The sequence below is a fragment of the Nonomuraea sp. NPDC005730 genome (assembly GCF_040630865.1).
Lineage (GTDB): Bacteria > Actinomycetota > Actinomycetes > Streptosporangiales > Streptosporangiaceae > Nonomuraea.
The window spans coordinates 20,348-33,823 of record NZ_JBEXYK010000086.1 but is presented as its reverse complement, the minus strand read 5'-3'; the positions used below and the strand labels follow the sequence as shown (position 1 = coordinate 33,823).

Sequence of the window (13,476 nt, the reverse complement as noted above, 5' to 3'; positions counted from 1 at the left end):
TGGAGTGACAGACCTCTTCTACAGCGGCTCCGCTGTTTTGTTCACCGGTCTTGACCAACCGCCCTCTCCCTTAACTGAACGGCGTTGCCTCTAGATCAAGCGGAAGCCGCCCTCCCGTGCGAGGAGGGCGGCTTCTTCGTGTTGTGCAAGCTCAGGCTCGACGCCACCGCCAGTACGGGTCGCTCGACCTAGCGCGTGCTCGTGACCTTGGCGGACCCGGCGAGGGCGGCGGACACGAGCAGGCGTCTGAGCACTTAGGAGCTCCCAGATACTTGGGGGATGGGACGTGACAAGAGTGAGACGCCGTACTGTCGCGAGTAGTGGCGACAGTGCCGTACGGGCGGCCCGTACGGCCTTCTCACGCCACGACCGGCGGCGCCCCGACCGCGCCATCAGCGCCTCATAATCGGGGCCCCACGTCTCGCCTCGCTCGGCCGCGGCCAGGATCTCACGCAGCTCGGCTACGAACGGCTCTCTCTCGGCAGGCTGTACGGGGCCCGTACGGTCGATTCCGGGCCGGTAGGAGAAGACGCGCCGTACGGTCCGTACGTGGGCGGCGGGCCGAACGGGCGACGCCTCGGTACGGGGAACCGTACGGATCACGAGCTGCCGCCGTTCGGGCCCCGTACGGGTTCCGGGGAGAGGCGCAGTGTCGGCCCGTACGGCGGCCTGCTCGTACGCCCGATGTACGGCCTCGGTGATCTGGTGCTTGAGCGTGGTGATCGCCTCGGCGGCCGGCCGCGAACACGATCGCGGGCGGCACGCTGTGGAGCAGGATCGCGGCCGAGTCCCCGGCAGCCCAGGAGCTCCACGTGTTCATCAGGTAGGTGAGAAGCAGGGCGATCCACTTGGTGACGCGGATCCACCGGCCGGCGAACTGCTGGACGTTGGCGGCGGTGAAGCGAGGCCCGCAATGATGCCGGCCCACATGAGCCGGTCGACGCGGGCGCGCATGCGCTCGACCTTGTAGGCGATGACGTCGGGGTTGGTGTCGTAGGCGCGGACGTCGGCGGCGACCTGGGCGCGCGCGGCGAGCTTCTTGGCCGCCGTCAGCTTCGGTTTGCGCGGTCTGTTGGATACGGCTGGCCAGCCGGGGAGGGCGATCGAAAGGTCGTGCATTGGTTCAGGACTCCTGGAGAGTAGGTGTCTTGGATGGAAGAGCCCTCACCCGGTTGCCGCCGAGTGAGGGCCTTCTTCGCATGTGCAGCGGTTCCGGTCAGCGCAGCAGGTGCCGTATCAGGAGGCCGTAGCCCTGGGTCTTGAAGTTCCGCCGGATCGCGTCCTGGCCGTCTAAGTGTTCTGTATGCGGGCGAGAGACGGCCTGCCCAGACTGGCGTTCGCATGTGGATGCCAGGCCTGCAAGAGCTGGTTAAGGCGGTGATCGGAACTCTGTGAGACGACTCACTTACACCTTATCTGCGCTGCTCACGGGCCAGACTTATGCCTGGCGCATGACCCCTTTCTGGGGCTCCGTGTGGTCTTCGTACACCGGCAGGTCCGGTCAGCGGCGGGCGCGGACGGCCGCTTCGATGCGCAGGGCGAAGCCGCCCAGGGCGATCACCAGATGGACGAGCAGCCACGTGGTGGGCACGCCCTGCCACGGCACGGCGATGGTGAGCACCGACAGTGCCAAGCCCAGGCAGATGGCGACGGTGCCGGTCGTGCGCACCGTCGAGGCGGGGTCGCCGTCACCCCTGTCGGACGCCGTGAGGACAGGAACCTGGACGGGGACATGGTCGTCGGCGTGCTCACCCGCTGAAGAGGTCACGGGTCGAGAGGCTGCCATCCCGAGATCAAGATCCGATAGCTGTCGGGTCCACGATCCGCTAACGAGGAGCCGCGGCCTCCGCCTGGCGCGGTCAGGTCTGGAGGGATCTCCAGGACTCCACCGTGGCTTCGGCGATCGTCTCGATGCGGTGGCCGTAGGCCGGAAGGCCGTCGGACACGAAGCTGCCGTCCCGGACCGGGAGGTCGCGGAAGGTGGCGCGGAAGTGCCGGGGCGGCCCGCCCGGCGGGAGCGGCGCGTACGCCGACAGCGGCTCCGGGTCGTGGACCGGCCGCGCCCCGTGCCTGTTCCTGGCCACCTGGCGGGCTCCCACGCGAAGCAGCGCGTCCAGACCCCGGTCCAGGCAGAGCTGCAACTGGCGGAACTGGCCGTCGAGGTACTTCGGGTGCGCCCCGGACGGATGCTGCAGGAAGTACGCGCAGACCACCAGCGCGTGCCACCTGTACATGCCGGGATCGGCCTGCTCCTCGGACAGGACGGCGTGGTAGTAGTCCACGCAGGTGCCCAGCGGTCCGGCGACCGCGCCGCACTCGCACCGAGCCATGGTGAGACGCTCCGTCATGGCCTGCACCCTAGGCGGCCAGAGCGGCGCTGTCGAGGCGCCGGCCTTGACCGGGCGCCCCGGCGGAACCCTTGCGTCGCTGGCCGCCGGGGTGTTCGTCGGGATGGTCAGGTACGGGCTGGCCAGTATTCGTCCCTCAGGAGGCGTTTGTAGAGTTTGCCGGTCGGGTGGCGCGGGAGCTCGTCACGGAAGTCGACCGACTTCGGGCACTTGTAGTGGGCCAGGTGCTCCCGGCAGTACGCGATCAGCTCCGCCTCCAGCGCCGGCCCCGCCTCCGCCGCCGTCATCGCCTGGACCACGGCCTTGACCTGCTCCCCCATCTCCTCGTCCGGTACGCCGAACACGGCCACGTCGGCCACCTTGGGATGGACCGCCAGCACGTTCTCGGCCTCCTGCGGGTAGATGTTCACCCCACCCGAGATGATCATGTACGAGCGGCGGTCCGTGAGGTACAGGAAACCGTCGGCGTCGAGGTAGCCGATGTCGCCGAGGGTGGTCCAGCCCCGGCCCTTCGGGTCCTGCGCCGAGCGGGTCTTGTCGGGGTCGCCGTGGTACTCGAAGCGGGCGCCGTTCTCGAAGTAGACCGTGCCGTGCTCGCCCGGCGGCAGGTCCTCGCCCTCCTCGTCGCAGATGTGCACGACGCCGAGCAGCGAGCGGCCGACCGTGCCCTTGTGCTCCAGCCAGTCCTGGGAGCCGACATAGAGGAAGCCGTTGCCCTCGGTGCCCGCGTAGTACTCGTGGATCACCGGCCCCCACCAGGAGATCATCTGCTCCTTGACCGGCACGGGACACGGCGCGGCCGCGTGGATGGCGCAGACCAGCGACGACAGGTCGTACTTCTTCCGGGTCTCTTCCGGCAGTTTCAGCATCTTGATGAACATCGTCGGCACGAGCTGCGAGTGCGTCACCCCGTACCGCTCGACCAGCCGCAGGTACTCCTCGGGGTCGAAGCGTTCCATCACCACCACCGTGGCGCCGAGCCGCTGGAAGGACAGGCAGTAGCGCAGCGGCGCGGCGTGGTACAACGGCGCGGGCGAGAGGTAGACGCTGTCGGCCGACGGCGCGAACAGCGCCTGGATGAGCCGGACCAGCGTGTTCGGCTCGGCCGGCGGCGCCAGCGAGGCGGCCACCTTGACGCCCTTCGGACGGCCGGTCGTACCCGAGGAGTAGAGCATGTCGGCGCCCTGGCACTCGTCGGCGATCGGGGTGACCGGGCAGCCGGCCACCGTCTCCTCGTAGGAGGCGAAGCCCTCGGCGACGCCGTCCAGCATGAGCCGCAGCTCCACCCGCGGCGTGGCGTCGGTGATCGAGGTGGCCACCTCGGACAGGTTCGCGCTGGAGATGAAGACCCGGGCGCCGCAGTTGTCCACGATGTAGGCGAGTTCGTCGGTCTGCAGGCGGGAGCTGATCGGCGTGTAGTACAGGCCCGCGCGGTGCGCGGCCCAGGCGATGGCCAGGAAGAGCGGGTGGTTGGCGAGCATGAAGGCGACGTGGTCGCCGGGCTTGAGCCCGGCCGCACGGAAGGCGTGGGCCAGGCGGTTGGACGCCTCTTCGAGCTCGCGGTAGGTGAGGATCTGCCCGGAGCCCGCCATGATCACAGCGGGCTTGTCGGGGGTGACGGCTGCGATGGCTCCCGGGTACATATTAGAACAGTATTCGGTTGATCGGCGGCGGCGCTAGGGCGCGCCGAAGCCGCGGCTCCCCGGTGGAGGGCCGCGGCTTCGGGGGCGATCGACGCCGGGGTCACTCGGCGGGGATCACCGAGCCCTCGTACTTCTGCTTGATGAAGTCCTTGACCTTCGAGTCCTGGAGCAGCTTGCCGAGGGTGACGATGCTGGCGTCCTTCTCGTGGCCGGCCTGGACGACGAGCCCGTTGACGTACGGGTTGCCCTCGGTCTTCTCCAGCACCAGCGCCTGGCTCGCGGGCTTGAGCCCGGCCTCGATGGCGTAGTTGCCGTTGATCACCGCGGCGTCCACGTCGTCGAGCGAGCGCGGGAGCTGGGCCGCCTCAAGGGGCTTGAACTGCAGCTTCTTGGGGTTGTCCGTGACGTCGCGCTCGGTGGCCGCGGTGCCCGCGCCGTCCTTGAGCTTGACCAGGCCGTTGTCGGCGAGCAGCTTGAGCGAGCGGCCGAGGTTCGTGGCGTCGTTGGGGACGGCCACGGTGGCCCCGTCCGCCAGCGCCGACAGCGAGGTGATCTTCTTGGAGTACAGGCCGAGCGGCTCCAGGTGCACCGGGGTGGCGAAGCTCAGCTTGGTGCCCTTGGAGGCGTTGAAGTCGTCCAGGTAGGGCTTGTGCTGGAAGAAGTTGGCGTTCAGCTGGCCCTCGTCGAGCTGCACGTTCGGCTGGACGTAGTCGGTGAACTCGACGATCTCCAGCTTCAGCCCGGCGGCCGGGGCCAGGTTGTCCTTGACGAACTTCAGGATCTCGCCGTGCGGGACGGGGCTCGCGCCCACCTTCAGCACCGTGTCGGCCGACTCGGCTGCGGGAGTGGTGGTCGCGGACTGCGACGTACCGCATGCGGCGAGCAACAGGGACAGTGCGGCAGCACCCAATATCGAGCGAATCTTCATGATTTTTCCTTACTTATGTGAAATGCGCCGAGCGACCCAGTCGCCCAGACTCTGCAGAATTTGCACGATGACGATGAGCAGGATGACGGTCACGATCATCACGAGCGTCTCGAACCGCTGGTAGCCGTAGCGCACGGCCAGGTCGCCGAGCCCGCCGCCGCCGACGGTGCCCGCCATGGCCGAGTACCCGATGAGCGCGACGATCGTGACGGTCAGCCCCGACACCAGGCCCGGCAGCGCCTCGGGCAGCAGGACCTTGCGCACGATGGCGGTCCGGCTCGCCCCCATGGCCTGCGCGGCCTGGACGACGTCGGTGCCGACCTCGCGCAGCGCCGTCTCGACCAGCCGGGCGAAGAACGGCACGGCCCCCACGGTCAGCGGCACCACCACGGCCGCGGTGCCGATCGTGGTCCCGATGACGAGCCGGGTGAACGGGATGATCGCGATCATCAGCACGATGAACGGCAGCGACCGCCCGATGTTGACGACGATCCCCAGCACGGACTTCAGCGCCGGCAGCGGGCGCAGCCCGTCCCGGTCGAAGGCCACCAGCGCCACGCCGAGCGGCAGCCCGAACAGCACGGTGAACAGTGTGGCCCACCCCACCATCTGGGCGGTCTCCCACGTGGCCGGCCACAGTAGCGGCGCGATCTCTTCCCAGGTCATGCGGCCTCCCCCGCGACTTCGACGAGCAGCCCCGACTCCCGCAGGAACGACAACGCCGAGGACGACTCCGCGCCGGTCAGCGCCACGCGCAGGCGGCCGACCGAGCCGCCGGCCAGGTCCTCGATCGAACCGCCGAGAATGTTGACGTCCACGTCGAACTTGCGCGCCATCTCCGAGACCAGCGGCCGCCCCGGGTCGCCGGTGAAGGTGAGCGTGACCGAACCGGCCGGGGCGGGCTCGGGCAGCGGGAAGATCTCCCTGGTCAGGCGGGATCCGGGGGTCCTGATGAGGTCGGCGATCGCCCCCGACTCCTCGATGCGGCCGCCGGTCATGATGGCGACCGAGTCGCAGACGCTCTTGACGACGTTCATCTCGTGGGTGATGAGCAGGATCGTCAGGCCCAGCTCGGCATTGAGCCGCTTGAGCAGGGCGAGGATCGACTGGGTGGTGGCCGGGTCCAGAGCGGAGGTGGCCTCGTCCGACAGCAGCACCGACGGGTTGCCCGCCAGCGCCCTGGCGATGCCGACGCGCTGCTTCTGGCCGCCGGAGAGCTGGTGGGGGCGGTCGCCGCCGCGTCCCTGGAGGCCGACGAGGTCGAGCAGCTCGGCCACGCGCCGCTGCCGTTCGGCCCTGGGCACGCCCATGACCTCCAGCGGGAAGGCGACGTTGCCGGCCACCGTCCGCGAGGACAGCAGCGCGAAGTGCTGGTGGATCATGCCGATGCGCTGCCTGGCGCGGTTGAGCTCGCGGCCGGGCAGGGCGGTCAGGTCCTGCCCGGCGACGGTGACCGTGCCCGCTGTGGGGCGTTCGAGCAGATTGACGCAGCGCAGCAGCGTGCTCTTGCCGGCGCCGCTCTGGCCGAGCACGCCGTAGATCTCGCCCTCGCGCACATGCAGGTCGACGCCGTCGAGCGCGACGGTCTGGCCGTACTGCTTGCGCAGGCCGGAAGCCTGGATCACGAAATTTCCCCACGAGTGAGAGCGGCCGGGTGGCGGGCCGCTTCCTTACACGAACATCACCGTCGGAGCGGTGGGATCTAGTGGCTGCCCGGAGGGAACGGCAGGTGACTCAGCCTGCGCAGCACGAAGCAAAAGGTGTGGATCATGGTGACCTTCGAGGAGAACGGGCGGGATCTGGTCTCTAACGGGCCGGCATTCGCCCCATACGCATGCGACAACACATGGCGTCCCGGTGGGCGCGGTGGTCGTTCGCGTATGCCTCGTTCACGCCGTTGCTAACACCGCCTTTACATACTCCTATTCCGGGGATTTATGGTGATCTGCGTCACTCAGTACCGCGGTGAGGAATCCGCCGCGGGGGGCGGGGCGGCCGTACCGGGTGGCGAGGGTGGAGGCTTGGACCGTACGCGCCCGCCAGCCGCGGGCCGTCAGCCGGGCGACGGCGTCCTCGCCCAGGCCGCCCTTCCAGAGCGTGGCGATCCGCCGCAGCTCGGGCATCGTGCGTGCCCGCTCGGCGAGCACGGCGGCCGCTGCCGGGTCGTACTCGAAGGCGAGCCTGCTGCCCGCCGCCGACAGCGCGCAGACGCCGTCGAGGAGCCGCCCGGCCTCGGCCGGGCTCAGGTAGATCAGCAGGCCCTCGATCAGCCAGGCCGTCGGCCGCGCCGGGTCGAACCCGGCCGCGCGCAGGCTGCCCGGCCAGTCCTCGCGCAGGTCCACCGGTACCGGGACGCGCTCGCACCGCGCCGTCGCGGCCAGTCCGCGCAGCACGCCGTCCTTGAACGCCAGCAACTCGGGCAGGTCGAGCTCGAACAGCCGCGCGCCGGGCGGCCAGTCGAGCCGGAAGGCGCGGGCGTCGAGCCCTGCGGCCAGCAGGACGACCTGGTCGCAGCCGGAACCGCTCAGGTGGTCGTCGAAGAACCTGGTCCTGAACACCAGGTGGTCGCCGAAGAGATCACCGGCCCCGCTCCCCCGCCCGGCGTCCGGCGGCCCGGCGTCCGCCGCCGCCACGAAGGCGCCCGCGTACGGGTCCTCGAACAGCCGGTCGGGCCGCTCGCTCTCGCGTGCCCGCAACCAGGCCGCGCCCACCGCCGTTCTCGCCACCCCATTCATATCGCTGACGATACATCTCCAGCGATACAATCGGCCACCATGAACGTGGCACGACTGCGAAGGCTCGGACGGCGGCTGGTGGAGCTGTCGAAGGCGGCGGCCGGCGAGACCAAGGGCCCGCCCCTCACCCCCGGCGAGGAGGCCGTCTTCGAGGACGTGCTGCGCCACCCGGGCGGCACCGTCGGCGAGATCCAGGCCAGGACGGGCTTCGTCCAGAGCCACGTGTCGGCCTCGGTCGCCCGGATGCGCGAGCGCGGCCTCATCAGGACCGAGCCCGACCCCGCCGACGGCCGGCGCACCCTGGTCACGCTGACCGAGCCGGCGCTGGCCGCGGTCCACCGCCGGGCGGCCAGGCCGGTGGAGGAGGCGGTGCGCGCCGCGGTGGGCGACGACCCCGAGCGCGCGGCCCGGGTCGTGGCGCTGCTGGAGGAGCTGGAGGCGCTGCTGGTCACCGACTGACCCGGTGCGGGCCTGGTACGCCGGTTCGCTCCAACCCCACACGCCGGTTTGTTCCAGCCCCCCGCACGCCGGTTTGTTCAGACCCCCGTACATGAAGCCGCCCCGCCGCACCCGGAAGGCCGGGGGCGGCGGGGCGGTGCCGGGCGCGGGTCAGGCCGCGACCGTGGAGGCGACCTCGGCCGGGGTCAGCGCGATGTCGAGGACCTCGCGCACGTCGCTGACCGCGTGGATGGTCAGCTCGTCGCGCACCTCCGCGGGCACGTCGTCCAGGTCGGGCTCGTTGCGGGCCGGGATGAGCACCGTGGTGATGCCCGCACGGTGGGCGGCCAGCAGCTTCTGCTTGACGCCGCCGATCGGCAGGACCCGCCCGGTCAGCGAGATCTCACCGGTCATGGCCACGTCGGCGCGGACCTGGCGGCCCGACAGGAGCGAGGCCAGCGCGGTCGTCAGCGTCACGCCCGCCGAGGGACCGTCCTTGGGGACGGCGCCCGCGGGGAAGTGCACGTGGACCGAGCGGTCCTTCAGCGCGGTGACCGGCAGCTCCAGCTCCGCGCCGTGCGAGCGCAGGTAGGACAGCGCGATCCGGGCCGACTCCTTCATCACGTCGCCGAGCTGGCCGGTCAGGGTCAGGCCGGTCTCGCCGGTCTCCGGGTCGGCCAGCGACGCCTCCACGTAGAGCACGTCGCCGCCGGCCCCGGTCACCGCCAGGCCCGTGGCCACGCCCGGCACGGAGGTGCGCTGGGTGGACTCGGGCAGCGACGACTCCGGCACGAACCGCGGCCTGCCGATGTAGCCGACCAGGTCGTCCGGGCCGACCGTGACGGGCAGCTCGTCCTTGGCCGCCACCTTGCGCAGGATCCTGGCGACCGCCCGCTCCAGCGAGCGCACCCCGGCCTCGCGGGTGTACTCGCCGGCCAGCCGCCGCAGCGCGCCGTCGTCGACCCTCACCTCCTCGGAGGTCAGCCCCGCGAGCTCCAGCTGCCTGGGCAGCAGGTGGTCACGGGCGATGGCGACCTTCTCGTCCTCGGTGTAGCCGTCGAGGGTGACGACCTCCATGCGGTCGAGCAGCGGGCCGGGGATGGCCTCCAGCACGTTGGCCGTGGCCAGGAACAGCACGTCGGACAGGTCGAGCTCGACCTCGAGGTAGTGGTCGCGGAAGGTGTGGTTCTGGGCCGGGTCGAGGACCTCAAGCAGCGCCGCCGTGGGGTCGCCGCGGTAGTCGGCGCCGACCTTGTCGACCTCGTCGAGCAGGACGACCGGGTTCATCGAGCCGGCCTCGCGGATGGCCCGGACGACGCGGCCCGGCAGGGCACCGACGTAGGTGCGCCGGTGGCCGCGGATCTCGGCCTCGTCGCGTACGCCGCCGAGCGCGACGCGGACGAACTTGCGGCCCATCGCGCGGGCCACCGACTCGCCCAGGGACGTCTTGCCGACCCCGGGAGGCCCGGCGAGAGCCAGGACGGCGCCGCTGCGCCGGCCGCCCACCACGCCGACGCCCTTGTCCTGGCGGCGCTTGCGCACGGCCAGGTGCTCGATGATGCGGTCCTTGACGTCGTCGAGGCCCGTGTGGTCGGCGTCGAGCACGGCCCGCGCACCCGCGATGTCGTAGTTGTCCTCGGTACGCTCGTTCCACGGGATGTCGAGCACCGTGTCGAGCCAGGTGCGGATCCAGCCGCCCTCCGGGGACTGGTCGGAGGTGCGCTCCAGCTTGTCGACCTCCTTGAGTGCGGCCTCGCGCACCTTCTCCGGCAGGTCGGCGGCCTCGACGCGGGCCCGGTAGTCCTCCTCCTCGCTCCCGGCGGTGTCGCCGTTGAGCTCCTTCAGCTCCTTGCGGACCGCGGCGAGCTGCTGGCGCAGCAGGAACTCACGCTGCTGCTTCTCCATGCCCTCCTGGACGTCCTTGCGGATCGTCTCGGCGACGTCGAGCTCGGCGAGGTGCTCGCGGGACCACTCGATCAGCCTGGCCAGGCGGTCGGCCGGGTCGGCGGCCTCCAGCAGCTCGACCTTCTGGGCGGTGGTCAGCCACGGGGTGTAGCCGGAGCTGTCGGCCAGCACCGACGGGTCGTCGATCTGGTTGACCTGGTCGACGACCTGCCAGGCGCCGCGCTTCTGCAGGATGGTGGTGGCCAGGGCCTTGTACTCCTTGGCCAGCTCCTGGGCGCGCTCGCCGGCCGCAACCGTGTCGATCGTGTCGGCCTCGACCCACAGTGCGGCGCCGGGGCCGGTGGTGCCGGTGCCCACGCGGACGCGGTTGACACCGCGGACCACGGCGGCGGGCTCACCGCCGGGCAACCTTCCGACCTGCTCGATCACGGCCTGCACGCCGACGGCGCCGTAACGGCCGTCGATCCGGGGAACTAGGAGGACCTGCGGCTTGTTACCACCGGACGCGCGGGCCGCGTCGATCGCAGCACGCACCTCGGAGTCGGACAGGTCCAGCGGAACCACCATCCCCGGCAGGACGACCTCGTCGTCGAGCGGCAGGACCGGGAGGATCAAGCTCTCACTCATGCGAACTCCAAAGGGTTGAGTTATACCGACTCAATTCATTGGAGCGCGCTGTTGTTCCCAACCTTGCCGATGTTCGCTCACGGCGATCGTAATGTTGTAAGTGATACCTGAGGGTGACATCAGGATCAGACCTTGGTCTGACGCCCGGCCGCCCGCCCTTCCGTATCCTTGACCAGGTGAATCACCGTGCCCGGCGCTCCGCGCCCCTCGCCTCCCGGGGCGACGCGCGCACCGGCCGTCCGGAGTCGTCCGGAGGAGCGGCCGGGCGGTTCGCCGTGGCGCTGTGGCGGGCCTTGCTGGCCGTGCTGCGGCCCTTCACGCTCGCGTTGCTGACGGGCAGCGCCGATCCCCCGGCCCTGCCGCGTTCCCGGTGGCTGCGGATGCCGGTGCCCGGATGGCTGGCGTCGCTGGTCCGGGTCAGGACGTTCAGCCTCCTGCAGATCGCCGAGCTCCTGCTGGGCGTGGAGCTGTTCGGCGTGACGCTGTCCACGACCCAGGAGTGGAACGAGCAGGCCGCCGCCACCCCCGGCGATCCCGCGCCGCTCTGGGGCGGCGTCGTCGTCCTCGGGGCCCTGGCCGCCGGCCTGCCCGTGGTGCTGCGCAACCGGTGGCCGCTGGCGGCCTGGCGGGCGGCGGCCGTGCTGACCCCCGTCGCCGTCTGCGTCAACCTCACGATCGGGCGCGACGAGGGCTACGCGCCCTACCCGGTCGCGGTGGGGGCGGCGTACCTGCTGGCGCTCTATTCCGTGGGCGTGCGCTGCGAGCGGCGGATCACTCTGGGGGCCGGGATCCTCACCGTCCTGTTGTGCCTGGCCGTCGACGGCAACTCGATGCCCGTGGTGGCGGGCGGGGCCATGGTCGTCCTGCTGTTCGGCTACAACGTGCGCGCCCGGCGCAACGCCACGGCCATGCTCGTCGAGGAGGAGCGGCGCACCCGGCAGGCCGAGGGCGCGCAGGCGGTGCTGGAGGAGCGCGCCCGCATCGCCCGCGAGCTGCACGACGTGGTGGCCCACCACATGTCGGTGATCGCCATCCAGGCGGAGGCGGTGCCGCTCAGGGCCGCGGGCGACGCGTCACAGCTGGAGGCGGGGCTGGCCGAGATCCGCGCGTTGTCCCTGGAGGCCATCAACGAGCTGCGCCAGGTCCTCGGCGTGCTGCGCGACCCCGAGGGCCGTACCGACACCGCGCCGCAGCCCGGCCTCGACCGGCTGGAGGAGCTGGTGGCCAACGCCCGCAACGCGGGGCTGACCGTGGCGGTCGACCGGCGGCCGATCGGGCGGCTGTCGCCCGCGGCGGGGTTGTCGGCGTACCGGATCGTGCAGGAGTCGCTCAGCAACGCGATGCGGCACGCGCCGGGGTCGAGCGTCGCCGTGGAGATCACCGCTGACGCCGGCACGCTGCGCCTGCGCGTCACCAACGGCCCCGGCCGGTCCCCCGCGGCGGCGCCCGGCGCGGGGCAGGGGCTGGTGGGCATGCGGGAACGCGCGGCGCTGCTCGGCGGCACGCTCGACGCCGGGCCCACGCGGGGCGGTGGCTACCAGGTGAGCGCCGCGTTGCCGATGGAACCGCAGGTCGAGTCAGTAACCGGATCGACGATCGGGTCGCCGATCGAGGAGAGGGAGGGCGCCGCGTGATCCGTGTGCTGATCGCCGACGACCAGGGGATGGTCCGGACGGGGTTCACCGTGTTCCTGAGCGGCCAGCCGGACATCGAGGTCGTGGGCGAGGCGGCCGACGGCCGTGAGGCCGTGACGCGGGCCGTCGCGCTGAGCCCCGACGTGGTGCTGATGGACGTGCGCATGCCGGTCATGAACGGGCTGGAGGCGACCCGGGAGGTGCTGGCGGCGTGCCCGGCGTCGAAGGTGCTCATCCTGACCACGTTCGACCTCGACGACTACGTCTACGAGGCGCTGCGGGCGGGAGCCAGCGGGTTCCTGCTCAAGGACGCCTCGGCGGCCCAGCTCGCCGAGGCCGTCCGCGTGGTCGCCGCCGGCGACGCGCTCATCGCGCCGGCCGTCACGAAGCGGCTGATCCACGAGTTCGCCCGGCTGGGCGGTCCGCGTCCGCCGTCGGGGAGGCGTCCGGAGGAGCTGACCGAGCGCGAGACGGAGGTGCTCATCCTGGTCGCCCAGGCCATGTCCAACCAGGAGATCGCCCAGAAGCTGTTCGTGGCCGAGCAGACGGTCAAGACACATGTGGGTCGCGTGCTGACCAAACTCGGGCTGCGCGACCGCGCCCAGGCCATCGTCTTCGCCTACGAAACCGGCCTCGTCCGCCCCGGCGAGTAACCCCACCCCCGAACCCTCAACGCCTCCACGGGCACGAGGCGGGGGGCAGCGCTGAGCGCCACGGGACGACGCCACAAGGGCCCAGCGTACGAGTACGGTGCCGCCAAGCGCACGGCGAGGTCCGGGGAAGCCACGGGGCCGGCGTGGCCAAGGGACACAGCGAGCCGGCAAGCACCTGAGACGCCGCGCTCACGGGGACGGGGCGTACGGCGGTACAACCGCAAGAGCAGGGAGACGGCGGGACGAGGGACACTACGGGGGCGGCGTAACCGAGAGGCACAACCCGCCGGAAGGACCAGGGACACCGCGCTCACGAGGACGGGCGTACGGCGGTACAGCGGGGGCGCGGCGGGGGCGGGGAGCGGCGGGGGGCGGGGAGCGGCGGGGGCGGGGCGTGTGGCGCGTTTACGGGGCGGGGCGCTTCATACGGCATCGGTGCGGCGTGTGGAGGGGGTCTGGGCGGGGAGGGGTGGCGGGGATGCGGGGTGGTGTCACCATGGGGGCTGGAGACGATCAATTCTTGGAGGGAGGAGGCGTGGGGGCCGGTCCGGGGCTGAGGGCTGCG

Annotated in this window: 12 protein-coding genes; 3 read left to right on the top strand and 9 right to left on the bottom strand. The window is 71.2% G+C overall.

What is annotated here, in order from left to right; genetic code table 11:
• Positions 1–819: 819 nt before the first annotated feature.
• The 8 genes from ABZ444_RS47650 to ABZ444_RS47615 all read right to left on the bottom strand — a co-directional run bounded on the left by ABZ444_RS47650 (position 820) and on the right by ABZ444_RS47615 (position 7,654).
• Complete coding sequence (locus tag ABZ444_RS47650; RefSeq protein ID WP_358011049.1) at positions 820–1,119, bottom strand: hypothetical protein; 300 nt, start codon at positions 1,117–1,119, stop codon at positions 820–822.
• 382 nt (positions 1,120–1,501) lie between these two features.
• A complete protein-coding gene (locus ABZ444_RS47645; protein WP_358011047.1) occupies positions 1,502–1,768 on the bottom strand; it encodes a hypothetical protein in 267 nt (88 codons plus the stop codon).
• A 91-nt stretch (positions 1,769–1,859) separates the two neighbouring features.
• Positions 1,860–2,348 carry a DUF5946 family protein gene (locus ABZ444_RS47640; protein WP_358011044.1) on the bottom strand — a complete coding sequence of 163 codons (489 nt, stop codon included), beginning with the start codon at positions 2,346–2,348 and terminating at the stop codon, positions 1,860–1,862.
• 107 nt (positions 2,349–2,455) lie between these two features.
• Entirely contained in the window at positions 2,456–3,991 is a 1,536-nt protein-coding gene (locus ABZ444_RS47635) for an AMP-binding protein (RefSeq protein WP_358011041.1), read from the bottom strand.
• Between the two features lie 100 nt (positions 3,992–4,091).
• Positions 4,092–4,919 carry a MetQ/NlpA family ABC transporter substrate-binding protein gene (locus ABZ444_RS47630; protein ID WP_358011039.1) on the bottom strand — a complete coding sequence of 276 codons (828 nt, stop codon included), beginning with the start codon at positions 4,917–4,919 and terminating at the stop codon, positions 4,092–4,094.
• Positions 4,920–4,928: 9 nt separating this feature from the next.
• The gene (locus tag ABZ444_RS47625; RefSeq protein WP_358011036.1) at positions 4,929–5,585 is read right to left on the bottom strand and encodes a methionine ABC transporter permease; all 657 of its coding nucleotides are present in this window, start codon (positions 5,583–5,585) and stop codon (positions 4,929–4,931) included.
• A complete protein-coding gene (locus ABZ444_RS47620; protein ID WP_357969061.1) occupies positions 5,582–6,544 on the bottom strand; it encodes an ATP-binding cassette domain-containing protein in 963 nt (320 codons plus the stop codon). The genes ABZ444_RS47625 and ABZ444_RS47620 overlap by 4 nt, the downstream gene beginning before the upstream one ends.
• Positions 6,545–6,841: 297 nt before the next feature.
• A complete protein-coding gene (locus ABZ444_RS47615; protein WP_358011033.1) occupies positions 6,842–7,654 on the bottom strand; it encodes an SAM-dependent methyltransferase in 813 nt (270 codons plus the stop codon).
• A 39-nt stretch (positions 7,655–7,693) separates the two neighbouring features.
• Between ABZ444_RS47615 and ABZ444_RS47610 the strand changes: the two genes are divergently transcribed.
• Positions 7,694–8,113: a helix-turn-helix domain-containing protein gene (locus ABZ444_RS47610; RefSeq protein WP_358011031.1), complete on the top strand. Its 420-nt coding sequence runs from the start codon at positions 7,694–7,696 to the stop codon at positions 8,111–8,113.
• 150 nt (positions 8,114–8,263) lie between these two features.
• Here ABZ444_RS47610 and lon read toward each other — a convergent pair whose 3' ends face one another.
• Positions 8,264–10,624 carry an endopeptidase La gene (gene lon / locus ABZ444_RS47605; protein WP_358011028.1) on the bottom strand — a complete coding sequence of 787 codons (2,361 nt, stop codon included), beginning with the start codon at positions 10,622–10,624 and terminating at the stop codon, positions 8,264–8,266.
• Between the two features lie 176 nt (positions 10,625–10,800).
• On the opposite strand from lon, the gene ABZ444_RS47600 reads away from it, so the two are divergent.
• Both ABZ444_RS47600 and ABZ444_RS47595 read left to right on the top strand, forming a co-directional pair.
• Entirely contained in the window at positions 10,801–12,258 is a 1,458-nt protein-coding gene (locus ABZ444_RS47600) for a sensor histidine kinase (protein ID WP_358011026.1), read from the top strand.
• Complete coding sequence (locus ABZ444_RS47595) at positions 12,255–12,911, top strand: response regulator transcription factor (protein ID WP_357969048.1); 657 nt, start codon at positions 12,255–12,257, stop codon at positions 12,909–12,911. The genes ABZ444_RS47600 and ABZ444_RS47595 overlap by 4 nt, the downstream gene beginning before the upstream one ends.
• Positions 12,912–13,476: the final 565 nt, after the last annotated feature.